Here is a 26655-nt window from a genome sequence, read left to right on the forward strand (position 1 = left end):
AGGGTGATTGCGGTTGGGTAGGGGTGCGGAGGATCAGGAAATGTCGATTGTCACGACGGCGGTGCCGCCGGGCGGGGCGACGGCTCGGGAGACGCAGCAGCACATCGTGCCGCGGGAGTCCTTCTGGCGCTCGCTGTAGAAGACGTCACGGTGGTCGATGTCTCCGTCGAGGTCGAGCACGCGCACCTCGCAGAGTCCGCACTCACCCTTGCGGCAGTCGAACATCAGGTCGACCTCAGCGGCCTCGAGCGCCTCGAGCATGGTCTCGGTCGCCCGGACGGTGACCTCGGCGCCGATCCGCGGTATGCGCACGACGAAGTCCTCGGGGGCGAACCAGCCGCTGTTGCCGAAGGTCTCGAACCGGAGGTCGGGGTAGGGGAGCTCGCGTTCGATCCAGGCCCGGCGAACGGCGTCCATCAGCCTGATCGGACCGCACAGGTAGAGTTCGGTGCCCGGTTCGACCCCGCCGACGAGCTCGGTGACGTCGAGCGGGTTGCCTTCGTCGGTGATGTGGAGTCTCAGCCGGTCGCCGTGCGCGTTCTGCACGTGTTCGACGTAGGCCAGCGCCGGCCGGCTGCGCCCGGCGTAGACGAGCGTGTAGTCGGCGCCGACCGACCGGAGCACCCTCGCCATGCCCATGACCGCAGTGATGCCGATGCCGCCGGCCAGCAGCACGTAGTGCGCGGCTCCGACGCGGAGGGGAAGTCGACGATCGGCTGGGTGATCTCGACGGTGTCGCCGGGCCGGAGTGCGTGCATCGCCCGCGCGCCGCCGCGGGACCGCTGGAGAGTCGAGACATCGCTGATCGCCAGGGTCCGCGCCAGTCGGGGCCGGCGTCGACGACGGAGTACGACCGGCGGTCCAGAACCCCGCCGATCGGCACGCGCACGTCGATGTGTGCGCCGGCGTCGACCTTGGCCGGGTGGTCGGGCGCGAGCACGATCCGGCGGATGTTGTCGGTGAGGGCGGTCGAGTCGACGACCGTGGCGCGCTGCCAGACCGCCGCGTGGGACGTTGCCATCGTCGTCGCCGCCACTCAGCCGGCAGCGACGGGCGCGGGCAGGCGTCCCTCCGCAGCGAGCTGACGTTCGATCAGCCGCCGCACCCACATCCCGCCCGCGTCGATGTTCAGGCTGTAGAACTCGTAGTCGGGGTTTGCGTCGATCGCGGCCTGCTGGGCGACGAGCATGTCCTCGTCCTCCCTGAAGACGCCGGAGACCCCGTCGCGCAGCTGGGTGGTGATCACCTGGCTTTCGAGCCGGTAATTGCGCATGAACGCCCAAAAGTAGCGGGAGGAACGGTCGGTGACGGGCGAGATCGTGTTCATCACATAGCCGTTGACGCCCTGGCTTCGATCGCCCTGCGGCGCCCCGGTGCCGGCCCGCGCGACACCGACGTCGATGTTGATCGTGGTCGGCGATTCGAAGTGGATGATCTGCCAGCGGTCGACCTTCCCCTCGAAGCCGGGAAACTTGTCGCGCATGTTCTTCAGCCAGAACGGGGAGCGTCGATGCCGAGCATCCAGCGTTCCACGGTGACGGTCCGTTCGTCATGGTGCACCGTGAACTCGGATTCACTCAGCGCCTCCTGGCCGATCGAGGAACTGTGCACGAATTCCTCGTGGGTCAGGTCCATCAGGTTGTCGAGCACCAGCTGGTAGTTGCAGTCCACCGAGATCGTCAGGCCGTCTCCTGCCCACTCCGGGTCATCCATCTGGTGCATGTCGGGCACGAGCTCCGGGTCGGCCAGGGCTGCATCGCCGAGCCACACCCAGACGTAGCGGTACCGTTCCACGACGGGGAAGGACGCGACCGTTGCGCTCGGGTTGATGGTCTCCTGTGCCGGCATCGAGACGCAGCGGCCCGCCGAATTGTAGAGGATGCCGTGGTACGGGCAGCGGATGCCGTCCCGGCCCTCCAGCTTTCCCATCGAGAGCGGCGCCAGCCGGTGCCAGCACGCGTCGGCGAGGGCGACGGCGTCACCGTCCTCGGTGCGGTACAGCGCGAGCGGACGGTTAGCGACGGTTCGCGCGAGCGGCTTGCGATTGACCTCGTGGTCCCAGGCCGCGACGTACCAGGCGTTGAGCGGGTGGCCGAGGATCTTGTCGACGGTCGTTTCCTTCATCGGGACTCCTTCGTCCGGACATCATGCACCTGGCATCACATCGATAGGTCAATGGAGGGCAACAATACCTATGTCGATAGTGAAACCACAAGACCCTTTCAGGGACCAGAATCAAACCATGAGCCTGCGCTACGCCCTCCTCGCGCTCCTGACGGCGCAGCCCATGACGGGCTACGACCTCGCCAAGTCCTTCCACAGCTCGGTCGGGCACGTCTGGAGCGCCCCGGACTCGCAGATCTACCCGGAACTGCGCCGGATGGAAACCGGGGGACTGATCGAGGCGACGGCAGTTGCCCGGAGTACCCAGGCGACCCAGGCGACGAAGCGGGTCTACCACATCACCTCGCTGGGTGAGCAGGCGTTCCGTGCGTGGATGGCCGAACCGGTCGAGTACTCGCGGGAGCGAGACCCGGCGCACCTGCGTGCGGCGTACTTCGAGTGGGCCGACCCGGACTCGGTCCGGGAGCAGCTCCGGGCGCACGTGCGGCACTGGGCCGGGTTGCGCGAGCAGTGGCAGGGCCAGTTCGCCGCGATCCGGGACGGTACGCATCCGATCTTCGTCCAGAGACTGTTGATCAGCCCGGAGTCCGAGCGGCCGCGCATCGCGGCGTACAAGCTCTTCGCCTACGAGGGGCTCATCGCCCGGGCCGAGCAGGAAATCGGGTGGGCAGAGCGCGGGCTGCGCCTGGCCGACGAGCTTGAGCCGAAGCCGCCCGAAAGCGTTCGCGGTAAGTTGGGAGAAGGCGGAGGGACCAGCCCCGGCGAGGAAGTTGACCTGTGAATCCGATTGAGTGGCTGTTCGACGCGCAACTTCAGATCGGCACGCAGACCATCCTCTGGCGCGAGGTGATCGGCAACGCGTTCGGGATACTGAGCGCAGTCGGTGGAATGCGCCGCAAGGTCTGGGCGTGGCCGGTCGGCATGGCGGGCAATGCGCTGTTGTTCACGGTGTTCCTCGGCGCCGTCTTCGGTACCCCCAACCCGGTGAACCTGCTCGGCCAGGCCGGCCGACAGGTGATGTTCATCATCGTGTCGATCTACGGGTGGATCCAGTGGTCGCGGAGCCGCCACTCCACCGTTCGCGCCGCGGTCGTGCCGCACTGGGCGGGCAACCGCACCCGCATCCTGCTCGGCCTCGGCATGGTCGCCGGCACCCTCGTGCTCACCCCGATCTTCCGTGCCCTCGGCTCCTTCGAACCGGTCTGGGCTGATGCCTGGATCTTCACGGGCTCCCTGCTCGCGACCTACGGCATGGCCAAGGGCTGGACCGAGTTCTGGCTGATCTGGGTCGCGGTCGACATCGTCGGGGTACCGCTCCTGGTCAGCGCCGGGTACTACGCCTCGGCGATCCTGTACGTGTTCTACGGGGCGTTCACGATCACGGGCTTCTTCATCTGGATGCGGGTGCAACGCCGCCGCAGGGACTTCGTCGAGCACGAGCTCACCGGCACGGTGTGACCCGCCCGCTTGACGAGCCTCGCCGCGGCCGACCACGGTCGAGTGTCGCCGGTTCCGCCCAGACGACCCGGTGTACGGGCGATCCTCGGCGGGTGTGGCGACACTCGGCGCCCGGGCTACCCGTCCGCGCTAGGGTGCGGGCCGCTCGATGAGCTCATTCCGTCTGCGGTCCAATCGACGCTGACGTCGATCAGCTGGTCGTAGGCGTCCGAAACGGTGAGGGGGCCTGCCGTCCCGAGCGAGCCCATGACCGTGGCGTTGAGGTGTAGCCCGCTCCCGGCGAGTTCGTCGAGCGTGGTGCACGCGCTCGTGCCGGTGAGGTCGGCGTTGCGGAGGATCAGGCAGTATTGGTCGTCACGGAGCCGTGCCGCGAAGACGCTGTACGGCAGTCCCGTTTCGAGGACCGGTCCGAAAAGGCTGTGCACCGACGTGTACTCGCCGCCGAGGGCGGGCGTGGTGTCGTCGGGCACGAATTCGGGTTGGTCGAAGACCCCGAGCAGGTTTCCGGCGGATGCGGCGGGCCCGGCCGTCTCGGAGGCTCCGCCCGTCGGGGTAGCGCCGCCAGAGGCATCCGTTGCGCCGGCCAGCCCGCTCGCCTGCAGCACGAGCAGCGCGATCACCCCGACCGTCGCGCCCGACACCACCAGCGCTGCTGCGCGCAGCACGCGCAGCACGCGCAGGCGCCGCGGCGCCGCGGCTTCCGGCCCCTGGCCCGCTGCGGTTCCCGCCGCTGCATCCGCTCCTCCTCCGCGAGAGTACGAAAAGTGCCCGTATCGGGGTCCGATAGGGGCACTTTTCGTACTCTCGCGGGAAGGAATGGTCCGGTTTTGGCGAGCGCGCCGGCCTCGAGGGTGGGGTACTGGCCGAGGAGTGCGTCGAGGTCGGCGGTGTCGCGGCCGAGCGCCAGCTGCAGGGCCGCGAGACGCTGCTCGTCCTCGGAAGCAGACTCGGGCGAGCGGGCACGGGAGTACACCGCCGCCTGCAACTCCGGGAGTTCGGCAGCGGGGTCCGGCCGGCCGGCCGGCGTCTCCGTGAGCGGATGCGCCCGCCACCAGAGGGCGTCGAGCACGTCGTGGCGACCCGGGTAGCCGCGGCGCAGGACTTCGTGGAGCGCGGCATCCGCCTGGGCGGCCTCGCGCAGCCGCCCGGCCCGCCGGTGCTGCTCGTACTCTGCGCTGATCTCGAATACCATTCCGGCCCCCCGACGGTTGTGACACTCACCCTAGCGAGTGCGCCGCCGGGAACAGGTGCTGCCGGTCAGGAAGTGGGATGCGGGGCGGTCTCGCTCGACACGACGCCGTCGGTGCTGACCCGGATCGTGACGTCAGCGAGGGCGCCCGCCGGTTCGAGGGAGTCCTTGCCGAGGGTGAAGGGATTGACCGGCACCGTCGCCGTGAGGGTCAGGCCGCGGCGGGCGAGTTCGGCGAGGCCGACGCAGGCGCTCGCGCCCTGCTGGCCCTGGGTGCGCAGGATGACGCAGTAGAGGTCGTCGCCCCGCCGCGCGACGTACACGAAGGAGCTGGTCTCGCGCTCGACGAACATCGCGTGGATCGAATCCCGCCGGAACTCGGGACCGAGATCGATCGTGGTCTGGTCGGGGATCGGCGGCTGGTCGAAGAGCGCGAGAAGCCCTGGCGAAGCGGATGCCGCCGGCTCGGTGCCCGGGCTGCTCACCGGGCCGCCGAGGGACAACAGGGCAGAGGTCGTGGCGACGGCGATCCCGCCGAGGAGGAACCCGGCCGCGACGAGGAGCACGCTGCGCCGGCGGGTCGGGCCGCGGAACGCGGGGGCGGGTCGTGCGGTCGCGTCGGCGTCGGATGTGCCCGCAGCATCGAGGGGGCGAGTGCCCCGGGAGTGGACGGCGTCGGGGGAGGCCGCGGCGTCGGGGAACAGCACCAGCAGTGCCTCGAGGTCGGTCGCGTCCTGCCGCAGCTGGGCGGTGAGGTCGTGGAGCCGCCGCTCACTCGCCTCGAGGGAGCCGTCCGGGCCCGGGCGCGCGTACACCGCGGCCTGCAACCGGGGCAGTTCGGCGGCGGGATCCGGTCGCCCGCCCGGGGTGCCGGTGAGCGGGTGCGCCCGCCACCAGAGTGCGTCGAGCACGTCGTGCCGGCCCCGGTAGGCGGCGCGGAGGTCGGAGGCGAGGGCGGCATCCGCTGAGGCCGCGGCGTGCAGCCGCAGCGCGACAGACTCCGTTGTCATCCCGCGGCTCCCATCGGTCGAGGTGTGTCCACTGTAACCAGTCGGGCGCGGCGTCACCGGTTCGATTGCCCGTTGCGGGGTCGGGGCACAATGGGACCATGCCGAATCGTCTTGCCGATGCGATCAGCCCGTACCTGCGCTCCCACGCCGACAACCCGGTCGACTGGCACGGCTGGGGCAGCGAGGCCTTCGCCGAGGCCCGGGCGCGCGACCTTCCGCTGCTCGTGTCGATCGGATACTCGACGTGCCACTGGTGCCACGTGATGGCGCGGGAGAGTTTCAGCGATCCCGACCTCGCCGCCTACCTCAACGCGCACTTCGTGAGCATCAAGGTCGACCGGGAGGAGCATCCTGAGGTCGACGCGACCTATCTCGCCGCAGCAAGCGCGTTCGTCGACGGCCTCGGCTGGCCGCTCAACGTCTTCGTGACCCCTGAAGGACGTGCTTTCTACGCGGGAACGTACTTCCCGCCGACCGCCGTTCCCGGCCGACCGGCGTTCCGGCAGGTGCTCGAAGCCGTCACGGACGCCTGGACCGACCGCCGCGCCGAGGTCACCGAGACCGGCGCTCTCGTCGCAGACGCGCTCGCCGCAGCCGCCAGACAGCAGGAGCTCGCCGATGCCGCCGTCGCCGATGCTGCCGTCGCTGCTTTCGATGGTGTCGACGGCAACGATGTCGGGGGAGCCGGCCCGCGGAACCTGCTGCCGCAGGGCAGCGTGCTTGACGGCATCGTCGAGGGCCTCGCCGTGACGGAGGACACCCGGTACGGCGGGTTCGGCGGGGCGCCGAAATTCCCCGTCGCCCCCGTCCTCGCGTTCCTGCTCGACCGCTCATCCGGCCGCAGCCTCGCCCTGCGCACCCTCAAACGGATGGGCGCCTCCCCGCTGCGGGACCCCGTGGAGGGCGGATTCTTCCGCTACGCCGTCAACCGGGACTGGAGCGAGCCCCACTTCGAGCGGATGCTCTACGACAACGCCCAGCTCCTGGACCTCTACACCCAGGCCTGGAAACTGACCGGGGAACAGTGGGCCCGCACGGTCGCAGAGGGCGTCGCCGAGTTCCTCCTTTCTGTGCTGCAGCTGCCCGACGGCGGTTTCGCGAGTGCCCAGGATTCCGAGAGCACCGTCGCCGGACGCCGCGTCGAGGGCGGCTACTACGCCCTCGACATCGACGCCCGGCGAACGCAGCCCCGCCCCGCCCTCGACGAGAAGGTGCTCACCGGCTGGAACGGCCTCGCGATCGGCGCGCTCGCCCGCGCCGGTTTCGCGTTCGGTGATTCCCGCTACACGGATGCCGCGGCCCGCGCCGCCGACTACCTGCTGTCCCGGCATCTCACCGTGGAAGCCGAAGCCGAAGCCGAAGCCGAAGCCGCAGCCGACTCCGCAGGTGACGGGCCGGTGCTCGTGCGAGCCTCCATCTCCGGCCGTACCTCGACGGCGCGGGCTACCCTGGAGGACTTCGGGATGTTCGCACGGGGACTCCTCGAACTGGCACTCGTGACGGGTGAGGGACGCTACGCGTCCGCGGCGCGCCTCCTGGTGGACAGCACGCTAGCGGCGACCACCGACACTGCCGCGACCACAGACACGGCCGCCGCACGGTTCCGGGTCCCGGGCGGCTCCGATCCCGTGCTGGTCGGCCAGGGACTCGCCCTCGAGGTCGACCCCTCCGAGGGCGCATACCCGTCCGGACGCTCGGCCGCCGCGGGCGCCGCCCAGCTGCTGTACCTGATGACCGAGTCGGAGAGGTACCGGGATGCAGCGGTCACGGCGGTCGTCCCGTTCCTCGCCCGTGCCGCGGAACGCCCGCTCGCCTTCGGTGCCGTCCTGCAGCTCTGCTCCGCACTGATCGCCCCCGTGGAACAGCTCGTGCTCGTCGCGCCAGACGACCGGGCCGCTGCGGCGGAACCCAGCGGTGACGCCGACCTCGACGAGCCAGGGGAGCCCGACTTCTCGGCCGCACCCTCCTTCTTCGATGTGCCCGCTGCCGTGAGCGTGACGGCACTCGTCGACAGCGCGAGGCAGCGGGCGACCGGCGTCATCGCATCCGTCACAGCGGCCCAGTCCCGGACACTCGCCGCCGCCGGATTCGGCCTCTTCGCCGGACGTGTCCCGCTCCGCGACCGGCCGACGGCGTACCTCTGCCGCGACTTCGTCTGCCGCGTGCCGGTGACCGACCCTGCGGAGCTAACGATCCGGGAGACATCCGGGGAGATCTCTCCCGACGGGCCCGCGTCGCCCTAACATCGAGGCATCCCCTCCGCCACCGGCGGAAGCAGCGAGAGGATCCCTCATGGTTCCCGAGATCAACATCTGGGCGGTACTGCTCGCCACCGCGTCGAGCATGGCCGTCGGGTCGGTCTGGTATTCGCGCCGGGTCTTCGGCGGGTACTGGATGCGTACGGTCGGCCATGACGAGGAGAGCATGCGCGGCAACGCGGTCGCTCCCATCGTGATCACCGTCCTCGTGAGCTTCGTCACCGCGTGGGTGCTCGCGGGCGCCGTCGCGATCACGCAGAACTTCTACGGCGGCAGCTTCCTCGCCAACGCGCTGCTGACCGCGCTGATCCTCTGGGCAGGCTTCACCGCCGCCCGGATGGTGACCCACGACGTCTTCGACCGGCGCCCCGCCGGGCTCACCGTGCTCAACCTCGCCCACGAGCTTGTCACCCTCGAGGTGATGGCCCTGATCATCGGCCTGATCGGCATCAACTCCCTCTGACCTACGCCGGAGGTCCCGGCGCCGTCATCGGGGCGGGTCGCCGGGCAACGTAGACTGGGAGGAACGCTACCGCTTGCTGTCGGCTGCCGGTTCCCGGCTCAGACCGGGTCGCGGCCGCCGGCACGTACCGGACGCACTCTCCCCGGCAACACACGGTTGCCCCGTTGATGAGTGTTCCCATTTCCCGAGGAGGACCATGGTTACCGTCGATCGTTCAGCCGCAGAGCCGTCGGTCGTCCCGGTGAGCCCGGCCGGCACCGGCAGCACCGCGGGCACCGCCAACTCCGCCGTCCCCGTGCTCTCACTGAGCACGGAACCCGAACTGGTGCTGCTCTCCCCGGACGCCCGCACCCGCCGCTTCGACCGCGACGACGTCGTCGTGCGCAAGGGCGAAATCGCCCTCATCAACGGCCACTTCACCCCGCACGAGTCCATGGTCAGGGACCTCCTCGCGATCGCCCACGCCCTCGACGCCGCCGGCATCGACTTCCTGCTCGTCCGCGGCGACCACGACCGCCCGGTCCTCGCCGTCGATCGCAAGCGCCGCAAGCACATCACCCGCGCGCTCGCCGAGGCGTTCTCCAACGACCCCTTCTACGCCAAGCCCCTCGACGGGCACCTCACCCAGCCCCTCCTGCTCGCCGACGGCGCCCTCACCACCCTGCGCAAGTCATCCGTGTTCCGGGTGTACCGCCCGCGCATCGAACCGATCGGCCGCCTCCGGTACGGCGCCGAGACCGCGTTCCAGTTCGAACTCTGGTTCTTCGGCGAAGACGAGATCGTCGCCCCGGTCGAGAACTCCCTGATGCGCAAGCGGATGCCGCGTGGCGAGGCCCGCGAGACCACCATCACCCTGTACGGGCGCACCTGGCGCACCCTGCAGCACATGTTCGACGATCTCGCGAGCGACGTGAGCTTCGACATCGACATGGTCTTCTCCTGGGTCGACGGCTCCTCGAGCGACTTCCAGCGCGAACGCGCCAAGCGGATGAAGGCATACGTCGTCGGCAGCGGCGACGAGTCCGACGCCCGCTTCCGGCAGATCGACGAGCTCAAGTACGCCCTCCGCAGCGTCTACATGTTCGCGCCCTGGGTGCGCCGCATCTTCATCGCGACGGACTCGCCGGCGCCCGAGTGGCTCGCCGAGCACCCGCGCGTCACGATCATGAACAGCGAGGACTTCTTCCCCGACCCGAGCGTGCTGCCGACCCACAACTCGCACGCCGTGGAGAGCCAGCTGCACCACATCCCCGGGCTCGCCGAACACTTCCTGTATTCCAACGACGACATGTTCTTCGGCCGCCCGGTCGGACCGGAGTTGTTCTTCTCGCCGGGCGGCGTCACGAAGTTCATCGAGGCATCCACCCGGATCGGCCTCGGCGAGAACGACCCGAGCCGCAGCGGGTTCGAGAACGCCGCCCGGGTCAACCGGGCGCTGCTCCGCGAGCGCTTCGGCAAGGTCACGACCCGGCACCTCGAGCACACGGCGGTGCCGATGCGGAAGAGCGTCCTGTTGGAGCTCGAGGCGGAGTTCCCCGAGGACTTCGCCCGCACCGCGGCGAGCCAGTTCCGTTCGGCGACCGACATCTCCGTGACGAACTCGCTCTACCACTACTACGCGCTGACCACCGGGCGCGCGGTCGAGCAGACCCAGGCCAGGTCGCTCTACATCGAGACGACGCTCAAGCTCGCGCTGCGCCAGATGAACAAGCTCCGCAAGCGCCGCGACCAGGACATGTTCTGCCTCAACGACGGCAGCTTCCCCGAGATCTCGGACGAGGTGCGCCGCGCGGCCGTGACCGAGTTCCTCGAACAGTACTTCCCGATCGTCGCGCCGTGGGAGCGCGAGGCGCAGGCCACCGCGAGCGGCACGCCTGCCGCCGCGGACAGCGTCTCCCCGGGGCCGAGTTCGCCCGGTTCGGCCGAGAGGGGCAGTCGCACCGGCGCATCTCGGCGGAATCCGGCGAACTCGCCGGCGCGGCGGTCGCGATCGCGCTCGGTCAGGCGCCGCGGCCCGCTTAGCTCAGAACCGGGATCGGCGTGGTCATCGGCGGCTCGCGGAGCGCCGGGAGAGTACCCGCGCCCATGATCGTGATGCCCGACGCGGCGAGGCGGCGGGCGCTCTCCTCCGGGTCGATGTAGTCGAGGGGGCGTAACTGCCGAGCGGTACGACCGAGTGCAGCACGGTGTCCGGGTAGACGTGCACGAGGTTGAACGCGCGGGCGCCGTCGCGGCCGCGGGTGCCGCCGACGGGCACGTTGAGGTCCTGCGTGTAGCAGGTGGCCGAGGCCACCGACACCGGGATGCCGGCGAACATCGCGGTCGAGGAGTAGTGCAGGTGTCCGGCGATGATGCTGCGGACATCCGTGCCGCGGAGCACCTTGGCGAGGCGGGCCTGGCCGCGGAGCTCGACGGAGACGGCGAGGTCGAGCACGCTCGGAACGGGCGGGTGGTGCATTGCGAGAATGGTGCCGTCGGGAGCGGGAACGCGGAGTTCCTCGGTGAGCCAGGCGAGCTGGGCGTCGGTGACCGTGCCGAAGTGCTGGTGGGGCACCGAGGTGTCGAGCGTGATGATGCGGAGGCCGCCGATGTAGTCGACGCGGTCGATCGGTGCTGTCGACGAGGGCTGGCCGAGGAGTTCCGCGCGGAAGGCCGAGCGGTCGTCGTGGTTGCCCATCACCCAGATCACCCGGGCGCCGAGGCGGGCGGCGGCCGGCTCGACGATGCTGCGGACGAGGGCGTAGGCATCCGGTTCGCCCTTGTCGGCCAGGTCGCCGGTGATAATGATGGCGTCGGGACGGCCAGAGGATGCCTCGACCTCGGCGAAGAGTTCGGCGAGGTGCCGGGCGCTGTCGACCTGGTCGTAGAGCCTGCCGCCATCGGCCAGAACATGGGTATCGCTGAGGTGGAGCAGGAAATAGTCCGGCCTAGGGTATTCGGCCGTTCGCAGGTTCAAATGAACTTTCCATTCGTCGGGACTGTTTGCACTCATCGTTGAGTCGACTGACTCTACTCCGAATATTCGACCAGCCGACCTTGAACGGCCGGTGTATTCCAGACGAACATGCCGACGGGACCGGAGAAGAGCCGGCGGGGCCCGGCCGTTCGCGGGCAGCGGAAGCCCGGCCGCGAGCGCCGCCGCATCCGAGGGGTGCCGGGTCTTGCGCGCCCTGAATAGGCTGGGCGCATGGCTCGTTTCGTGCGTTTCTCCGAATTCGGCGGCCCGGAAGTCCTGCGGGTGATCACCGGCGATCCGCCTGCCCCCGGCCGCGGCCAGGTGCGGGTGCGGGTGCACGCCGCGGGGCTCAATCCCGTGGACTGGAAGATCCTCCGCGGCGGTCCGGCCGCCGGCGCGTACAGTGTCGTCCTGCCGAGCGGCAACGGGAATGATTTCTCCGGCGTCATCGACGAACTCGGTGCCGGCGTGACGAGCTGGGCCGTCGGCGACGCCGTGCTCGGCGGCTCGCGGATGTTCGCCCAGGCCGACTGGCTCGTCGTCGAAGCATCCGCCGTCATCCGTAAACCGGATGCGCTCGGTTTCGTCCCTGCCGGGGCCCTCGATATCGCGGGCCGCACCGCGACGGCGTCGGTGCGCTCGCTGGCGCTGACCCGAGACGACACGGTGCTCGTGAGTGCGGCCGCCGGGGGAGTCGGCGTCCTCGCCGCGCAGCTCGCCGTACGCACCGGCGCGACCGTTGTCGGAACCGCGAGCCCGGCCAACCACGATTTCCTCCGGAGTCTCGGCGTCATCCCCGTCGTATACGGCCCCGGTCTCGCCGACCGGGTGCGCGCGCTCGTGCCCCGGGTGACGGCTGCGCTCGACAACAGCGGTCCCGCCACGATCGACGCCGCCCTCGAACTCGGTGTGCCGGGCGGCCGCATCAATACGATCGCCGCGCGCGGCCACCGGGCGGATGCCGGCATCACCGGCGTCGGAGGTCAGGCGGCCCGCCCTGGCGACCTGGCCGCCCTCGCCAACCGGATCGCGAGCGGGGACGTGGTGCTGCCGGTCGACCGGGTATTTCCGCTCGAGGAGGTCGCGGACGCCTACCGCTACCTGATGGGCGGGCACGTGCGCGGCAAGGTCGTGCTCGCCCTGGTCGTGCTCGCCCTGGTCTGAGCCCGACCTGGTCTGAGCGGGGCGGAGCAGGGGTGGGTCAGGGGTGAGTCAGTCCCTCGGTGGTTCCCGGAAGGGTGGGCCGGGTCACGGTTTCCTGCTCGTAGGGTTCGGCCTGGGCGCTCGCTGCCCGGCGGCGCTCCTCTTCGAAGTCGCCCTCGAGTCCGCTGAAGCCCTCGGCACCGGCCGGGTGGGCGTCCCGCGACGTGGTCCCGCGTGCGGGATGGTCCTTGTCGGCGACGTGCCGACCGTGGTGTGCAGCAAACATGCCAGTCACGGTACGCCGCGTCCCCGCCGAGTCAAGGGCTAGCGTGCGGCGGGCACCTGTGCAGCGGTGGTTCGCGGGCGTCCCCGCACGGTGTACCTTCAACATCACAGCAGTTGAATTCTGCTGAGAAGGACCTCGGCGGCGTTCGGCCCCGGGGTCCTTTGCTTTGGCCCGGTGTCGCCCGGTGTCGTTGACTGCGACGTCCTGTTCGGTGTCCGATCCGGCGTTTCTGCGGCCTCACCCACGGTCTGTCCAGCGAGTCGTGCGAAGCTGGACTGTGCGCTCCCTCTCGACAACAGGATTCCTGCGATATCTCGGCGGCGCGATCGTCGCGTCGGCCGTCTTCGTCGCGCTGTACCTCTTTTTGTGCGGACCCTGCACGGCCAGACGATGGACCAGCTCGCCTACGACGGCTCGATCTTCGGCCGTCGCAGCGTCACGGTCGTCACCCAGCAGGTGCTCGACCAGGTTCCGACCGTCTCGGTCGTGGCCGGCGCCGTCATCACCGGGATCATCACGGCCGTGCGCCGCGATCTCCGCACGCTCGTCGTCGCCGTCGTCGTCGCCCTGGGGGCCGTCGTCACGACCCAGGTCCTCAAGGACATCCTGCTCACCCGTCCCGATCTCGGGGTCGACGGTTACGCCGGCAACTCGTTCCCGTCCGGGCATACGACGGTCGCTGCGGCATCCGCTCTTGCCGTGTTCCTCGTCTCGAGCCCGCGGACCCGCTGGCTCGCCGCACTGCTCGGCTCGGCGTTCGCGGCCGTCGCGGGCGTCTCCACGCTCGCGAACGGCTGGCACCGCCCGAGCGACGTCATCGCCGGGCTCCTGGTCGTCGCGGTCTGGGGCTGCGCGGGCGGCATCGCGCTCTGGGTATGGGGCGCATCGCCCCGCCGCCTGCGAGCGCGCGGGTCGGCACGCCGGTTCGCGGCAGGGAACACCGACCCGGACGCGGGGACCGGTCCCCTGGCCCCGACCCGCGGAACGCCCGCGATCGGATACCGCATCCAGCTCTGGTTCGTCGTGCCGTTCTGTCTGGTCGCGGCCGCGGCGTTCCTCGTGACGTTCTTCGGCGCCTCCGGCCCGAACAGCGAGGCCGTCATCGCCTACGTCGGCGGGGTCGCGGCGATCTGCGCCGCCGGATCCCTCGTCGCGTTCGTCGCAACCCACCTCTTCGACCGCCTGCCCTGAGCTGCGGGGCACCCGACCGGTCACGCGGTCCGGCGCGAATCGTCCGGCGTTCAGGCGCCGATCAGGACGAGTACGTGATACACGACGTAGACCGGCCAGACGATCGCCTGGAGCAGCCCGAGGATCACACCCCAGAACGTTCCGCTCGAGACCGAGACGAAGTAGATCGCCGCTCCGATGTAGGCCAGGAAGAGGACGAAGCCCCACGGTCCGTCCCGCACGATCACCCGTCCACGTCCGTCCATGGCCATCAGCTCCTCCGATTCCGCACGCCCGGCGACTGTCCTCTGGGCCTCAGGGTAGCCCGAGTGCAGCCAGCGCGACACGGGGCGGCCGCGCCGGTTTCGGCGGGCCGCGCCCGCCGTTTCGGGCGCGGCCTGCCGATGTGGGCGCGACTAGAGCTTGTGGATGTTCGTGCGGGCGAGCTGCACGGCCTCGCCGACGCCGCCGTTCAGCACGACCCGGGAGAGGGCGAGCGCGAAACCGCGCACCTGCGCCCCCGTGATCGTCGGCGGCATGCTCAGGGCGAGCGGGTCGGTGACGAGGTCGACGAGCGCGGGCCCGTTGTGCTCGAAGGCGCGCTCCAGGGCGCCTCGGATGTCGGCGGGATCCTCGACCCGCTGGCCGTAGATGCCGAGGGCGTTGGCGACGGCGGCGTAGTCGACGGCCGGAACGTCGACGCCGAAGTCGGGGTAGCCGTCGACGAGCATCTCGAGCTTGACCATGCCGAGGGTCGAGTTGTTGAACACGACGATCTTCACCGGCAGGTTCTGCGCGGCGACGGTGACGAGCTCGCCGAGGAGCATCGAGAGGCCGCCGTCTCCGGACAGGGTCACGACCTGGCGCCCCGGGTGGCTCGCCTGGGCGCCGATCGCCTGGGGGAGCGCGTTGGCCATCGATCCGTGCAGGAGCGAGGCGAGCATCCGCCTGCGCCCGTTCGGGTTGATGTACCGGGCCGCCCAGACGTTGCACATGCCGGTGTCTGCGATGAAGACTGCGTCGTCTGCGGCGACCTCGTCGAGGATCGAGGCCGCGTACTCGGGGTGGATCGGCGTGCGCTTCTCGACGTTGCGCGGGTTGCCGTCGACCTTGTGCATGAGTTGCTCGTGGTGCTTGAGGGTCTTCTCGAGGAAGCGCCGGTCGGCGGTGCGGGTGATCAGCGGGGTGACCGCGTTGAGCGTCGCCGCGACATCCCCGTGCACCGGCACCGTGACGTTCGTGCGCCGGCCGATGTGTTCGGCACGGATGTCCACCTGCGCGATGACGACATCCGTGCCGTCGGGCAGGAATTGCGAGTACGGAAAGTCGGTGCCGAGCAGGATGAGCAGGTCGGCGTCGTGCATGCCGTCGTGGGCGGCGCCGTAGCCGATCAGCCCGGTCATGCCCACGTCGAAGGGGTTGTCGTACTGGATCCACTCCTTGCCGCGCAGGGAATGCCCCATCGGGGCGGCGAGCAGGTCGGCGAAGGCGACGACCTCATCGTGGGCTCCGGCGACGCCGATCCCGGCGAAGATGGCGATCTGGCGGGCGTTGTTGATGGCGTCGGCGAGGCGCTGCACGTCGGCCGTCGAGGGCACGAGCGTGCCCGGCTTGGTCAGGGTGATGGTCGGCGCGGTGCCGACGGAGGGCAGCTCGGCGATGTCGCCCGGGAGCGTGACGACGGCGACGCCGCCGAGGCCGATGGCGTGGCGCATGGCCATGCTCACGACGCGCGGGGCCTGGGCGGCGGAGCTGACGAGTTCGCAGTAGTTGGAACACTCGACGAAGAGGCGGTCGGGGTGGGTCTCCTGGAAGAAGGAGCTGCCGATCTGGGCGCTCGGGATGTGGCTCGCGATCGCGAGCACGGGTGCCCCTGAGCGGTGGGCGTCGTAGAGGCCGTTGATGAGGTGCAGGTTGCCCGGTCCGCAGCTCCCTGCGCAGACCGCGAGCTCACCCGTGAGTTGCGCCTCGGCGCTGGCCGCGAAGGCCGCGGCCTCCTCGTTGCGCACGTGCACCCAGTCGATGCCGCCCTTCGCGGAGCCGCCGCTGCGCCGAACGGCGTCGACGATCGGGTTGAGGCTGTCGCCGACGATGCCGTAGATGCGGCGCACGCCGGAGTCGATGAGCTGGGCGATGATCTGGTCGGCGACGGTCGTAGCCACGGGACTCCCTCGGATAGGCGGGCACCGGCCCGCGGTTGGCGACGCGCGTCCCCGTTGCCCCACGCCACATTCCAGCCTAGGCATCACTCCGCGCCACGGAACCGCGCCCAGCGGATTCACTGCCGGCGCCCAGTTTCGGGATGCGGGCATCCGTCGGCTGTTGCCGCCGCCCGCGAAAATGGGGGTGTGCCTCGCAGGGCCGCGTGTAACACTGGGGCTATGTCCGTCACTCTTCGAGCGTTACAGACCGTTGTTCCATCCACCGTCCTCGTCCAGGAACAGGTGCGCGATGTGTTCGCCTCCCAGCCGGGATTGAGCAGGCTGGGGAAACGGCTCGTGACGGCATCGTTCAATCTCTCGGGAATCGAACGACGCCACACCGTGATCGAGGAGCTGACCCTCGACTCGGACGTCGCCAATCCCCAGTTCTTCGACGCGGCGACGCAGACCCTTCTCGTGCCGAGCACCCGCGTGCGCAACGAGCTGTACATCACCGAGGCGACGAAGCTCTTCGTCGAGGCCGGCCGCCGCGCGCTCGCCGCCTGCCCCGGCATCGAGGCCGCAGACGTGACCCACGTCGTGACTGTGTCCTGCACGGGCTTCTACGCGCCCGGCCCCGACTATATGCTCGTGCGGGAATTGGGCCTGAAGCCGACAACGCAGAGGTATCACTTGGGGTTCATGGGTTGCTACGCGTCGATGCCCGCGCTCCGCACGGCGAAGCAGTTCGTCGAAGCCGACCCGAACGCCGTCGTGCTCGTGGTGAGCGCCGAGCTCTGCTCGCTGCATCTCCGCACCTCGGACGACCCCGACACGATCGTTGCCTCCTCCCTGTTCTCGGATGGTGCGGCCGCCGGAATCGTGAGTTCACGCGCCCCGGCGCCGGGTGAGAACGCCCTCAGCCTGGACCTCTTCGAGACCGTGATCACCCCCGTCGGCGAGGGCGACATGGCCTGGAAGATCGGCGACGAGGGCTTCGAGATGGTGCTCAGCAGCTACGTCCCGCACATCATCGACCAGCACATCGAGGGCGCTCTCGCTCCGCTCTTCGCGAAGGACCCGGGGCTCGCCGCTGCCGTCGCCGCTCTCGGTGAGACCATGCCGATCGAGGAATTCACTGACGAGGTCGAAGTCCTGGCCGAAGTGGCCACTGCGACCGAGCTCGCGGAACTCGCCACCTCCACGGAATTGGCCGAAGCGACCGAGTTGGCGGAACTCGCGGGCCTGCTCGCGGTGCAGGGGTCGCCTGCGGAGCCGGGTGTGCTCGGCGAGGCGGGTTCTGCGGCCGGGTCGGTTGCGACGCTCGCGGTCCCGGTGCACGCGCCGGAGGCATCCGCTGGGCCCGCGCTCACGACGGAGACCACGACGGAGCCCGCGACCGGGCGGGCCCTGAACCTCAGCACGGCGATCGCGCACTGGGCGATCCACCCCGGCGGGCGCAGCATTCTCGACAAGACCGAGGCCAAGCTCGGGCTGAGCGAGGCGCAGCTCGTGCCGTCGCGGGAGACCCTGCGCTCCTACGGCAACATGAGCAGCGCGACGATCCTCTTCGTGCTGAAGGCGATCCTGGACGCCCCGGACACCGCGGACGGAGAGCGGCTCTGCGCCATGGCGTTCGGACCGGGGCTCACGGTCGAGTCCGGCCTGATGACTGTGGTGCGCGGCTGACGCGGTTGGCGCGATCGCCGTTGTTTCCCATGTTGCCGTTCCTCCGCCGGCGGGCGAGCGACGCGGTCGAGCTCATGGACGATCCGGGCTGCGACCCCGAGGTCCTGAGCCGCACGTACGACTATTTCCGATACGTGAACGCCGCCGTCTCCGGCTGGCGCGGGGTGTACCGGCGCGAGATCCGGCCGCTCCTCTCGACGAGCCGGGAGAGCACGCTGCTCGATATCGGCTCGGGCGGCGGCGACGTCGCCAGGGCGCTCGCCCGCTGGGCGGCCCGGGACGGCCTGCTCCTCACGGTGACCGCGATCGACCCGGATGCCCGCGCCCACCGCTTCGCGACCGCCCGGCCGCCGCTGCCCCGGCTGACCTTCCGGCAGGCGCTCAGCTCCGACCTCGCCGACGAGGGAGCTCGCTTCGATGTCGTGGTGTCCAACCACGTGCTGCATCACCTCACGGGCGCGCAGCTCGGCGGCCTGCTCGCCGACTGTCAACGGCTCGCGGCGCCCGGCGGCCGGGTGCTGCTCGGCGACATCGAACGCAGCACCTTCGCCTACGTCGGCTTCGGCCTCGGCACCTGGCCGCTCTTCCGCGACTCGTACATCCGCGCGGACGGCCTCACCTCCATCCGCCGCAGCTTCACCGCGCCGGAACTGCGCGCGGTCGTGCCGCCGGGCTGGGACGTGGTTCGGGAGCATCCGTCTCGCCTGCTGCTGCGCTGGGACGGCCCGGGCGCGGGACTTCCGCCGTTGCGCGGGTGGTCTGCCACCCGCGCAACGGCGCAACGCCCGCGCTCGGCGAGGTTGGGCGCTGAGGCGAGCGATGGGCAGCGGATGCGCGACGTCATCGTGGTCGGCGGCGGTCCGGTCGGGATCCTGCTCGCGGGGCTCCTCGCGGTGCGCGGCCTCGACGTCGAGGTGCTCGAGCGGCGCGCGGAACCGTCGCGGCGGTCGCGAGCCATCGGCATCCACCCGCCGTCGATGCGCGCCCTCGAGGAGCTCGGCCTCGCCGACGCCGTCGTCGAACGCGCGGTGCGGATCCGTGGCGGCGAGGTTCGGTGCGACGGGCGCGCCCTGGGCCGCTTGACGTTCCGCGAAGCGGCCGGGCGGCATCCGTTCGTCGTCTCGCTGCCGCAGTACGAGACCGAAGCGCTGCTGCGCGCCCGCTTCGACGAGCTCAGCCCCGGCCGGTACCGGTCTGGTGTCACCGTCACGGGTGTGCGGGACCGCGGCGACCGCGTCGAGCTCGAGGTCGAGGAGGCCGGAACGGCGACCGCACTCGAGGCCCGCTACGTCGTCGCCGCGGACGGCGCCCGCAGTATCATCCGCGCACTCGCCGGCATCCGCGGCATCGAGCGCGGCGGTGGAGACACCTATCTCATGAGCGACTACCCCGCCGGAGAGCAGGCCGCCGAGCAGGCGGTGCTGTACTTCGAGCGCGGCGGCGTCGTCGAGTCATTCCCGCTCCCCGGCGGGCGGCGGCGCTGGGTCGCGATGACATCGTCCCTGCAACCGGATGCCTCGAGCCACGACCTCGCCGCGATCGTCCAGTCCCGCACGGGCGTGGTCCTGCCCTCGTCCGGGGCGTCGGTGAGCGCGTTCTCGGTGCAGCAGCGGCTGGCCGAACGTCTCGTCAGCGGACGCATCGTGCTCGTCGGCGACGCGGGGCACCAGATCAGCCCGATCGGCGGCCAGGGCATGAACCTCGGCTGGCTCGACGGACTCCTGCTCGCCCCGGCGCTCGCGCTCGCCATCAGGGAACCGGGCACCGCGGCATCCGTGCTCTCCGACTATGACCGTCGCCGCCGCCGAAGCGCCCGGATGGCTGCCCGGCAGGCCGGCTTCAACATGATGATGGGCCGGCCGGCCACGGGGCTGCGGCTGCGGCTCCGCAACGGACTCGTGCGCACCCTCGCCGTTCCGCCGGCGAGCGCCGTGCTCGCGAGCGCCTTTACGATGCGCTGGCTGTAGCCCGCACCACCCGGCCCGCGCCACCGACCGCGCTCCCGAGTTATGCCCGGGGCTGGCGGGGGAGGATCGTGACCGAGCCCAGGAGGGCCGGGGTGATCGGGGTCGAGGCGACCGTGCCGGCCTCGCGGTCGGGGGCGAGGCCGAGAACGGTCCCGAGCACGGAGATCGCCGCCGCCGCGGACCAGGCCTGCGGGCGGCAGGCCGCTGGGTAGGGAACCGCGACCGGGAATTCTGCCGCGGAGTCCCCGGAGTGGAGCTCCGGCATCCGGTACCCGAAGGACTCGGCGGCCGCGAGCAACCCGTCGATCAGGATGCCGGCCTCGGCGCCGAACCCGGCGCGGCCCAGCCCGTTGATCGCGATCGCGGTGTCGTGGGTCCAGACCGAGCCGCCGTGGTAGCTCAGCGGCCAGTATCCGGTCGAGTCGGTCGACATCGTGCGCAGCCCGAAACCGGAGTTGAGCTCGGTGGAGACGAGCCGGGCTGCGACGAGCGCCGATTCCTCGTCGTTGAGCAGGCCGGTGCCCAGCAGGTGGCCGATGTTGCTCGTGACCGTGTCGACCGGGCGCTTGTGCGCGTCGAGCGCGACCGCCGGGTAGCGTCCCTCGGGAGAGTCGATCCAGAAGGATGCCCGGAACCGGGCCCGCAGGTTCGCCGCCCAGGTGCGCCACTCGGCCGCGCCGGGGCGACCGAAGGCCTCGAGCAGCTCGGCGCCGCCGATCGCCGCCTGGTAGGCGTACGCCTGCACCTCGCAGAGCGCGATCGGCCCCTCGGCGAGGGAGCCGTCCCGCCACTGGATCGAGTCGCCGGAGTCCTTCCAGCCCTGGTTGGCCAGGCCGTGCCCGGTCTCGTCGACATAGGAGAGGAACCCGTCGTCGTGGCTGTCGCCGGAGTCGCGCATCCAGCCGAGTGCCGCCTCGAGGTGGGGCAGCAGGGCCACGACCTCGGCGTCGGGCAGGCCCCAGTGCCAGGCGTCGTTCAGCAGGCAGATCCACAGCGGCGTGGCGTCGACCGTCCCGTAGTAGAGCGGCGGCAGGTTCAGGCTCTCGCCGGGCATCGAGAACGCGCCCGGCCTCAGCTCGTGCATGATCTTGCCCGGCTGCTCGGCCGTTTCGGGGTCGGAGACGGTGCCCTGCAGGCTTGCGAGCAAGCGGAGTGTCGAGCCGGCGATGTCGGTGCCGAGCGGCAGCAGGAACCGCGCCGCCCACAGCGAGTCGCGCCCGAACAGGGTGAAGAACCACGGCGCCCCTGCGGCGAGGAACGGATCATCGGGCCGAGCCGTCGTCGCCATCCTCAGCCCGCTGAGGTCGTCGAGGGCGCGCTGCACCCAGCGGCCGAGCCGGGCATCGCCGGAATGCACGGTCACGCCATCCCACTCGGGCAGGCCCTCGGCCGCCTGCACCACGGTTGCCCTGTGCTCGACGTCGACGGTCCATTCCACGGTCGCGGTGCCGTGCGCGGGCACTTCGACCGCCCAGCTCGCCGCGACGACCGGTGCGGCGGCATCCGTCCCGGCTCGGTGCGCCCCGCCGGCGGCCGACGCGGGTGTCTGGGCGAGCGTCGCGTCGCTTCCGAACCGAAGCACGGCCGTCACGCTCGGCGTCGACAGGCGGATGCCGTCGGCCAGCGTCTCGAGGTCGACGACGGGCGTCTCCGGCAGGTCCTCAGTCGGGAACGCGCGCCGGCTCTTGGGGTCGGCGAGCCCGGCCTTGACGGTCTGCATGTCCGAGAAGTCGGGGTGGACCCGCAGGGCGATCGTGGTCGAGACCGTGTGGCCCAGGCCCGAACGGATCGTGATGCGTTCCCGCATCCGCCCGGCGCTCACGGTCCGCGTCACCTCGAGCCGCAGCCGCGGGTCGGCGGTGGCGTCGTCGAGGTGCCGAAGCAGCGAGGTGAAGGTCACTTCGCCCGAACCGCGCCCGGCCTGGGCGATCGCCTCGCCGTGTGCCCCGCCGACCGAGACGTCCCAGCCAGAGAGCACGCGGGTGTCCGCGTGGTACAGGCCGTGGATCGGCAGTTCGGTGCGCCCGTCGGGACGTGACCACGCCTGGGTGGGTGCGGCGAGGACGATGGTCGAATCGTGGAGCAGCGGCTGGACCGGGTGGTCGCCGGCGGGCTGAATGGGCACGGGCGTCGAGATGAGGGACTGGGAAAGCATGAGGAAGGAACGACTCCTGGGTTGAAGCGGATGTCCACAGGGGGACGGGGAAGGTGGGCCGGCCGGCCGGGACTTACTCCTTGACGGCGCCGTCGGTGGTGTTCATGATCCGTTTCTGGAAGATGAAGAACATCACCGCGACCGGGATGGTCATGATCGCCGCGGCGGCGAGTTTGAGCGGATACTGGGTGCCCTGGCTGAGCTCCCCGGAGGCGAGCGAAGCGACGCCCTTGGTGAGCGTGGTCAGTTCAGGGGACTGGGTGGCCACGATGAAGTGCGAGAGCTCGTTCCACGATCCCTGGAAGGACAGGATGATGATCGTGATCAGGGCGGGCCTCGCCATCGGCAGCACGATCGACCAGAACACCCGGAAGGTGCCTGCCCCGTCGATGCGGGCCTGTTCCTCGACGCTCGCGGGGATCGATTCGAAGAAGTTCTTCATGATGAAGACCCCGGCGGCGTCGGTGAGGAGCGGAACGATCATGCCGACGTAGGTGTCGTAGATGCCGATCTGGTTGATCACGAGGAACTTCGGGATCAGGAGCACGACGCCGGGCACGCTCATCACGGCGATCAGGCCGGCGAAGATGACCGTCCGGCCGCGGAACTGCAACCGGGCGAGGGCGTAGCCGGCGAGCGAGTTGAAGAACACCCGTCCGAGCGTGACGAAGATCGTGACGATGGCGGAGTTCTTGAACCAGACCGGGAAGTCCGAGTTGAGGAACAGTTTCTGGTACGCCGCGGTCGACCAGGTCTGCGGGAGCAGCGAGATGGGATTGCTCGCCGCCTCGACATCCGTCTTGAACGAGGTCGCGACCTGCACGAGGAACGGGGCGATGTAGATGATCGCGAGCACGGTGAGGATCGCGTACATCAGCGACCGGCCGGCGACGGCGCGGGTGGGGAGCTTCTCGCGGCTGAGGGCACGGAGTTTGCGGGTTGGGCTGACCGTGGGCGCGCTCATCGTGACTCTCCGGACTTCGTCGTCGATGCGGGTGTGGCCGTGGCCGCCAGGGCGACCGCTGAGGCGGGATTCGTGAGGTAGGGCCGCATCCTGCGCTTCGACACCGGCCGTTCGCGCAGCACCCAGCGCTGGAAGAGCGTGAAGAACACGATGATCACGAAGAGGATGAACGCGATCGCGGCGCCCTGGCCCCATTCCTGGTTGTTGAACGCCGACTGGTAGGACAGGTAGGCGGGCGTGAGCGTGGTCTTGCCGGGTGCGCCCTTGGTGCCGGTGTAGATCTGGTCGAAGACCTGCCAGCTGCCGATCAGGCCGAGGGTGAGCACGGTGAACAGGGTCGGGCGCAGCTGGGGGAGGGTGACCTTCCAGAACCGCTGCCAGCCGTTGGCGCCGTCCATCATCGCGGCCTCGGTGACCTCGCCGCTGAGGTTCTGCAGTGCCGCGATGAAGAGCAGCATGAACGTGCCGCTCGTGGTGAACACGGCCATCAGGATGAAGGCCGTCATGGCGACAGAGGGGCCGGCGAGCCAGTCCCACCAGGAGACGCCGAGGAAGGATCCGTCCGTGAGCGCGGCGGGGCCCTGGGTCACCCCGAAGAGCTGCAGGAAGTTGTGCAGGATGCCGCTCGGGTCGTTGAACCAGTTCGGTCCGTTGATGCCGATGAACGAGAGCAGCTTGTTGATGGCGCCCGTCGAGCTGAACAGGAACAGCCAGAGCACGGTGATCGCCACCGAGCTCGTCACCGACGGAAAGTAGAACGAGGTGCGGAAGAAGCCGCGGCCGCGGAGGATCTGCCGGTTGACGAGCACGGCGAGCAGGAGGGAGAGGGCGGTCTGGATCGGGACGACGAGCACGACGTACCACGCGTTGTTGCGCAGTGCCGTGCCGAAGTCCTGTTCGGCCAGGCCGCCCCCATTCAGCAGGGTGGAGTAGTTGTCAAAGCCGACGAACTTCACGTTGCCGCCGAAGGGCTGCCGCGGCCTCCCCAGTCGGAGAAGCTGACCCAGAGTGCCATGAGCACAGGGACGACGAGGAACATCCCGAGCAGGATGATCATCGGGGCGGTGAAGAGCCACCCCGAGGCGGCCTCGCCGCCCCGGATTCCGGAGCGGCGAGACGTGCGTGCGGGCTTCGACATGTCGAACTACTTCAGCAGCGCTTCGAGGTTCTTCTGGGCGGCGTCGAGGATCTGCTGGGGATCGCCCGTCTTGAGGGACTCGAGCTTGGAGTTCAGCTCGGTCACGACATCCGCTGAGCCCTTCGCGGTGGGCGTGCCGACGGCGTAGTCAGCACCGTTCAGGAACGGGACGAGCACCGGGTTGGCGGCCTTCCAGTCGGACGCGGCGGACTTGATCGACGGCATCGGGCCGAAGGCCGTTGAGAAGGCCAGCTGGGAGTCCTTGCTGGTCAGCTGCTCGACGAGCTTGAGCGCGGCGGCCTGGTTGGGGCTGTCCGTTGCGATGCCCCAGCAGTTGGTGAACTGCATGGTGCCCTTGCCGGCGGGGCCGGCCGGAAGTTCGGCGACCGTGTACTTCACGCTCGGGTAGTCGCTGGACATGGCACCGGTGATCCAGTTGCCCTCAATCGTCATGGCTGCGAGCTGCTTACCGAAAGCCTCGCCGCCCCAGCCGGCTCCGACGTCCTTCGCGTACTTCATCACGCCGTCGTTCAGGAGCTTCTTGACCTCGGTGAGACCGGCGACGGCCTCTGCGCTGTTCGCGGTGGCCTTGGAGCTGTCCTCGTTCATGAGGTTGCCGCCGGCCTGCGCCATGAAGGCGCCGGCGCGTGCGTATTCGCCGCCGATGGCGAGGCCGACCTGGTCGGGCGTGGTCAGCTTCTTGGCCACGGTTTCGAGCTGGTCCCAGGTCGTGGGGATGTCGGCGTCGGTGAGTCCGGCCTTCGCCCAGGCATCCGTGTTGATCACGAGGCCGAGCGTGGAGAAGTCCTTCGGCGCGCAGTAGAACTGGCCGTCGTAGGTGAAGGACTTGACGAGGCTCGGGTAGAAGTCGTCCTTGTTGGCGAGGCTGTCGCCGTAGGCGAGCAGGGAACCGTTCGAGGCGTAGCCGGCGAGGGCATCCGTCGACAGGTAGAACACGTCGGCCGGCTTCTTGGCCGCGAAGCCCTGGGCGAGCTGCTGGTTGAGGTCGCTCGCGACGGAGACGGTGGCCTTCGTGCCGCTCGAGGAGGACCAGGATGCGACGGCCGCGTTGACGGCCTTCGTCTCGGCGTCGCCGCTTGAACCGATCAGGACGGTGAGGCTCTTGCTCGCGTCGCTCGTGAGGGCGGCGGCCGAGCCGGTCGAGCCGGACGTGGTGCCGCCGAAGCTTGAGCTGCAGCCCGTGAGGGCGAGCGCCCCGGCCATGGTCAGGCCGGCCCCGATCATCCAGCGGGAGGTGCGTCGTTGCATTTTCTTCTCCTAAAGTCGCGCCGCAGTGCGCGTTTGCTTGTGTGAGAACGACGATAGCCGGTTTTATTTGATCGATCAAACTTTTTCTTTGATCGATCTAATTCTGGGATCGATCCGACGCGCTAGTCTGGTTTTATCGTTCCAGCCACGGGGCCTCGTGCCCGGGGCGCGAGGAGCACCGGCAGGGAGAGATCATGGGAGAATTCCCCACCGTCACGGACGTGGCGCGCGTAGCCGGGGTGTCCCGCCAGACGGTCTCCAACGTGATGAACACGCCCGGAATCGTGAAGGCCGATACCCGCGCCAGGGTCGAGGCGGCCATCAGCGCCCTCGGCTACCGTCCGCACGCCTCGGCGAGACGGCTGCGCACCCGGCGCAGCTCGACGATCGGCATCCGCCTCGACCCGATGATCGACGGCATCTCCGGCTCGGTACTCGACCGGTTCCTGCATGCCCTGACCGAGCAGGCCGATGCCAGGGGCCTGCGTGTGCTCCTGTTCACCGCCACGAGCCCCGAGGACGAGATCAGTCAGTTCCGGCGCCTGAACGACGGGGCGGATGTCGACGGTTTCGTCCTGACCTCGACGACCGCCGATGACCCGCGCACCGAGTGGCTGCTCGAGCAGGGCATCGCCTTCGTCACCTTCGGCCGGCCCTGGCGGAGCGACGACTTCACCGCGCCGCGCCACCCCTGGGTCGACGTGGATGGTTACTCTGGCCTGCACGCGGCGACCCGCGCGCAGCAGGACGCCGGTGCGACCCGCATCGCCTACATCGGCTGGCCGAGCCCGTCCGGCACAGGCGACGACCGTCGGCGCGGCTGGCACGACGCCATGCTCGAGCGGGGCGACGTCTCCGCGGAGGACCTCGCCCGCCTCGAGGTGGTCACGGCCGACGGAGTCGACCAGGGCGCGGCGGCCATGCAGCAGCTCGCCCGCACGGCCGGCGGCATCGACGCGGTGCTGTGTGCGAGCGACGCGCTCGCCCTCGGGGCGATGATCGCCAACCCGGCCCGGGTGCCGGTCACGGGGTATGACAACACGCCCATCGCGGCGGCGATCGGGCTCTCGAGCGTGGACCAGCCCGTCGACGAAGTCGCCGCCGCGGCCCTCGAGCTCCTCGCCGGCGAGTTCGAGGGGAAGTCCGGCGCGCCATCCGATCCGGCCCCGCCGCCCTTCCGGATGGTCACCCCGCGGCTCATCACCCGGCAGTTCGCGGCCATTCCCCGGGATTCGGTGCCCGTGAACGCCCTCGTCAGCGAGGTCTCGCGCTGAG

At 69.9% G+C, this 26655-nt stretch carries 21 protein-coding genes and 2 pseudogenes; 10 read left to right on the forward strand and 13 right to left on the reverse strand.

Annotation, left to right across the window (positions count from 1 at the left end; all coding sequences use genetic code 11):
- Nucleotides 1–33: 33 nt before the first annotated feature.
- Together RGU41_RS01285 and RGU41_RS01290 are read right to left on the reverse strand one after the other, a co-directional pair.
- A complete protein-coding gene (locus RGU41_RS01285) occupies nucleotides 34–675 on the reverse strand; it encodes an iron-sulfur cluster-binding domain-containing protein (RefSeq protein WP_322135282.1) in 642 nt (213 codons plus the stop codon).
- Nucleotides 676–1036: 361 nt separating this feature from the next.
- A pseudogene (locus RGU41_RS01290) lies at nucleotides 1037–2124 on the reverse strand (Rieske 2Fe-2S domain-containing protein).
- 118 nt (nucleotides 2125–2242) lie between these two features.
- Here RGU41_RS01290 and RGU41_RS01295 point away from each other — a divergent pair.
- Together RGU41_RS01295 and pnuC are read left to right on the forward strand one after the other, a co-directional pair.
- Nucleotides 2243–2905, forward strand: coding sequence for a PadR family transcriptional regulator (locus RGU41_RS01295; RefSeq protein WP_322135283.1), 663 nt, complete (start codon nucleotides 2243–2245; stop codon nucleotides 2903–2905).
- The gene (pnuC, locus tag RGU41_RS01300; RefSeq protein ID WP_134449363.1) at nucleotides 2902–3582 is read left to right on the forward strand and encodes a nicotinamide riboside transporter PnuC; all 681 of its coding nucleotides are present in this window, start codon (nucleotides 2902–2904) and stop codon (nucleotides 3580–3582) included. Before RGU41_RS01295 ends, pnuC begins: the two co-directional genes overlap by 4 nt.
- Nucleotides 3583–3698: 116 nt before the next feature.
- On the opposite strand, the gene RGU41_RS01305 is transcribed toward pnuC, so the two are convergent.
- The 3 genes from RGU41_RS01305 to RGU41_RS01315 all read right to left on the reverse strand — a co-directional run bounded on the left by RGU41_RS01305 (nucleotide 3699) and on the right by RGU41_RS01315 (nucleotide 5781).
- Nucleotides 3699–4247: a hypothetical protein gene (locus RGU41_RS01305; protein ID WP_322135284.1), complete on the reverse strand. Its 549-nt coding sequence runs from the start codon at nucleotides 4245–4247 to the stop codon at nucleotides 3699–3701.
- Complete coding sequence (locus tag RGU41_RS01310) at nucleotides 4199–4774, reverse strand: hypothetical protein (RefSeq protein ID WP_322135285.1); 576 nt, start codon at nucleotides 4772–4774, stop codon at nucleotides 4199–4201. Before RGU41_RS01310 ends, RGU41_RS01305 begins: the two co-directional genes overlap by 49 nt.
- Nucleotides 4775–4839: 65 nt before the next feature.
- Entirely contained in the window at nucleotides 4840–5781 is a 942-nt protein-coding gene (locus tag RGU41_RS01315; protein ID WP_322135286.1) for a hypothetical protein, read from the reverse strand.
- Nucleotides 5782–5879: 98 nt separating this feature from the next.
- Between RGU41_RS01315 and RGU41_RS01320 the strand changes: the two genes are divergently transcribed.
- The 3 genes from RGU41_RS01320 (at nucleotide 5880) to RGU41_RS01330 (ending at nucleotide 10591) form a co-directional block, all read left to right on the forward strand.
- A complete protein-coding gene (locus tag RGU41_RS01320) occupies nucleotides 5880–8024 on the forward strand; it encodes a thioredoxin domain-containing protein (protein ID WP_322135287.1) in 2145 nt (714 codons plus the stop codon).
- A gap of 49 nt (nucleotides 8025–8073) precedes the next feature.
- Nucleotides 8074–8502, forward strand: coding sequence for a DUF1761 domain-containing protein (locus RGU41_RS01325; RefSeq protein ID WP_322135288.1), 429 nt, complete (start codon nucleotides 8074–8076; stop codon nucleotides 8500–8502).
- 196 nt (nucleotides 8503–8698) lie between these two features.
- Complete coding sequence (locus RGU41_RS01330; RefSeq protein ID WP_322135289.1) at nucleotides 8699–10591, forward strand: stealth family protein; 1893 nt, start codon at nucleotides 8699–8701, stop codon at nucleotides 10589–10591.
- Here the strand turns inward: RGU41_RS01330 and RGU41_RS01335 are convergent.
- Nucleotides 10547–11458 (reverse strand): phosphodiesterase, encoded by a 912-nt coding sequence (locus RGU41_RS01335; RefSeq protein WP_416173129.1) that lies wholly within the window; start codon nucleotides 11456–11458, stop codon nucleotides 10547–10549. The two genes, RGU41_RS01330 and RGU41_RS01335, sit on opposite strands and share 45 nt — an antisense overlap.
- Nucleotides 11459–11689: 231 nt before the next feature.
- Here RGU41_RS01335 and RGU41_RS01340 point away from each other — a divergent pair, with 231 nt between their 5' ends.
- Nucleotides 11690–12622, forward strand: coding sequence for an NADP-dependent oxidoreductase (locus RGU41_RS01340; RefSeq protein WP_322135290.1), 933 nt, complete (start codon nucleotides 11690–11692; stop codon nucleotides 12620–12622).
- A 37-nt stretch (nucleotides 12623–12659) separates the two neighbouring features.
- On the opposite strand, the gene RGU41_RS01345 is transcribed toward RGU41_RS01340, so the two are convergent.
- On the reverse strand, nucleotides 12660–12887 hold the full coding sequence (locus RGU41_RS01345) for a hypothetical protein (protein ID WP_322135291.1): 228 nt from the start codon (nucleotides 12885–12887) through the stop codon (nucleotides 12660–12662).
- A 390-nt stretch (nucleotides 12888–13277) separates the two neighbouring features.
- Between RGU41_RS01345 and RGU41_RS01350 the strand changes: the two genes are divergently transcribed.
- On the forward strand, nucleotides 13278–14078 hold the full coding sequence (locus RGU41_RS01350) for a phosphatase PAP2 family protein (protein ID WP_322135292.1): 801 nt from the start codon (nucleotides 13278–13280) through the stop codon (nucleotides 14076–14078).
- Nucleotides 14079–14128: 50 nt separating this feature from the next.
- On the opposite strand, the gene RGU41_RS01355 is transcribed toward RGU41_RS01350, so the two are convergent.
- Both RGU41_RS01355 and RGU41_RS01360 read right to left on the reverse strand, forming a co-directional pair.
- Complete coding sequence (locus RGU41_RS01355) at nucleotides 14129–14323, reverse strand: hypothetical protein (protein ID WP_241975437.1); 195 nt, start codon at nucleotides 14321–14323, stop codon at nucleotides 14129–14131.
- Between the two features lie 150 nt (nucleotides 14324–14473).
- Nucleotides 14474–16219, reverse strand: a complete 1746-nt coding sequence (locus tag RGU41_RS01360; protein WP_322135293.1) for a pyruvate dehydrogenase — start codon at nucleotides 16217–16219, stop codon at nucleotides 14474–14476.
- Nucleotides 16220–16405: 186 nt separating this feature from the next.
- Between RGU41_RS01360 and RGU41_RS01365 the strand changes: the two genes are divergently transcribed.
- Together RGU41_RS01365 and RGU41_RS01370 are read left to right on the forward strand one after the other, a co-directional pair.
- A complete protein-coding gene (locus RGU41_RS01365; protein WP_416173130.1) occupies nucleotides 16406–17887 on the forward strand; it encodes a type III polyketide synthase in 1482 nt (493 codons plus the stop codon).
- Between the two features lie 29 nt (nucleotides 17888–17916).
- Nucleotides 17917–19854 (forward strand): FAD-dependent monooxygenase, encoded by a 1938-nt coding sequence (locus RGU41_RS01370; RefSeq protein ID WP_322135295.1) that lies wholly within the window; start codon nucleotides 17917–17919, stop codon nucleotides 19852–19854.
- Nucleotides 19855–19894: 40 nt separating this feature from the next.
- Here the strand turns inward: RGU41_RS01370 and RGU41_RS01375 are convergent, their stop codons facing one another.
- The 4 genes and pseudogenes from RGU41_RS01375 to RGU41_RS01390 form a co-directional block, all read right to left on the reverse strand.
- Nucleotides 19895–22009, reverse strand: a complete 2115-nt coding sequence (locus RGU41_RS01375) for a glycogen debranching N-terminal domain-containing protein (protein ID WP_322135296.1) — start codon at nucleotides 22007–22009, stop codon at nucleotides 19895–19897.
- Between the two features lie 73 nt (nucleotides 22010–22082).
- Complete coding sequence (locus RGU41_RS01380; RefSeq protein ID WP_322137276.1) at nucleotides 22083–22883, reverse strand: carbohydrate ABC transporter permease; 801 nt, start codon at nucleotides 22881–22883, stop codon at nucleotides 22083–22085.
- An 86-nt stretch (nucleotides 22884–22969) separates the two neighbouring features.
- Nucleotides 22970–24111: pseudogene (locus RGU41_RS01385) on the reverse strand (carbohydrate ABC transporter permease).
- Nucleotides 24112–24117: 6 nt separating this feature from the next.
- Nucleotides 24118–25380, reverse strand: coding sequence for a sugar ABC transporter substrate-binding protein (locus RGU41_RS01390; RefSeq protein WP_134449378.1), 1263 nt, complete (start codon nucleotides 25378–25380; stop codon nucleotides 24118–24120).
- Nucleotides 25381–25574: 194 nt separating this feature from the next.
- On the opposite strand from RGU41_RS01390, the gene RGU41_RS01395 reads away from it, so the two are divergent.
- Nucleotides 25575–26654 carry a LacI family DNA-binding transcriptional regulator gene (locus RGU41_RS01395; RefSeq protein ID WP_134449379.1) on the forward strand — a complete coding sequence of 360 codons (1080 nt, stop codon included), beginning with the start codon at nucleotides 25575–25577 and terminating at the stop codon, nucleotides 26652–26654.
- Nucleotide 26655: the final 1 nt, after the last annotated feature.

This window comes from Cryobacterium sp. 10C3, assembly GCF_034314285.1.
Lineage (GTDB): Bacteria > Actinomycetota > Actinomycetes > Actinomycetales > Microbacteriaceae > Cryobacterium > Cryobacterium glucosi.

Bases quoted from the DNA above. Each gene is read 5' to 3' on its own strand.
- RGU41_RS01340 (WP_322135290.1), top strand. From the start codon at position 11,690: ATGGCTCGTTTCGTGCGTTTCTCCGAATTCGGCGGCCCGGAAGTCCTG.
- RGU41_RS01330 (WP_322135289.1), top strand. From the start codon at position 8,699: ATGGTTACCGTCGATCGTTCAGCCGCAGAGCCGTCGGTCGTCCCGGTG.
- RGU41_RS01395 (WP_134449379.1), top strand. From the start codon at position 25,575: ATGGGAGAATTCCCCACCGTCACGGACGTGGCGCGCGTAGCCGGGGTG.
- RGU41_RS01375 (WP_322135296.1), bottom strand. From the start codon at position 22,009: ATGCTTTCCCAGTCCCTCATCTCGACGCCCGTGCCCATTCAGCCCGCC.
- RGU41_RS01310 (WP_322135285.1), bottom strand. From the start codon at position 4,774: ATGGTATTCGAGATCAGCGCAGAGTACGAGCAGCACCGGCGGGCCGGG.
- RGU41_RS01345 (WP_322135291.1), bottom strand. From the start codon at position 12,887: ATGTTTGCTGCACACCACGGTCGGCACGTCGCCGACAAGGACCATCCC.
- RGU41_RS01350 (WP_322135292.1), top strand. From the start codon at position 13,278: ATGGACCAGCTCGCCTACGACGGCTCGATCTTCGGCCGTCGCAGCGTC.
- RGU41_RS01370 (WP_322135295.1), top strand. From the start codon at position 17,917: ATGTTGCCGTTCCTCCGCCGGCGGGCGAGCGACGCGGTCGAGCTCATG.
- RGU41_RS01315 (WP_322135286.1), bottom strand. From the start codon at position 5,781: ATGACAACGGAGTCTGTCGCGCTGCGGCTGCACGCCGCGGCCTCAGCG.
- RGU41_RS01355 (WP_241975437.1), bottom strand. From the start codon at position 14,323: ATGGACGGACGTGGACGGGTGATCGTGCGGGACGGACCGTGGGGCTTC.
- RGU41_RS01320 (WP_322135287.1), top strand. From the start codon at position 5,880: ATGCCGAATCGTCTTGCCGATGCGATCAGCCCGTACCTGCGCTCCCAC.
- RGU41_RS01295 (WP_322135283.1), top strand. From the start codon at position 2,243: ATGAGCCTGCGCTACGCCCTCCTCGCGCTCCTGACGGCGCAGCCCATG.
- RGU41_RS01390 (WP_134449378.1), bottom strand. From the start codon at position 25,380: ATGCAACGACGCACCTCCCGCTGGATGATCGGGGCCGGCCTGACCATG.
- RGU41_RS01380 (WP_322137276.1), bottom strand. From the start codon at position 22,883: ATGTACGCGATCCTCACCGTGCTCGCGATCATCTACATCGCCCCGTTC.
- RGU41_RS01325 (WP_322135288.1), top strand. From the start codon at position 8,074: ATGGTTCCCGAGATCAACATCTGGGCGGTACTGCTCGCCACCGCGTCG.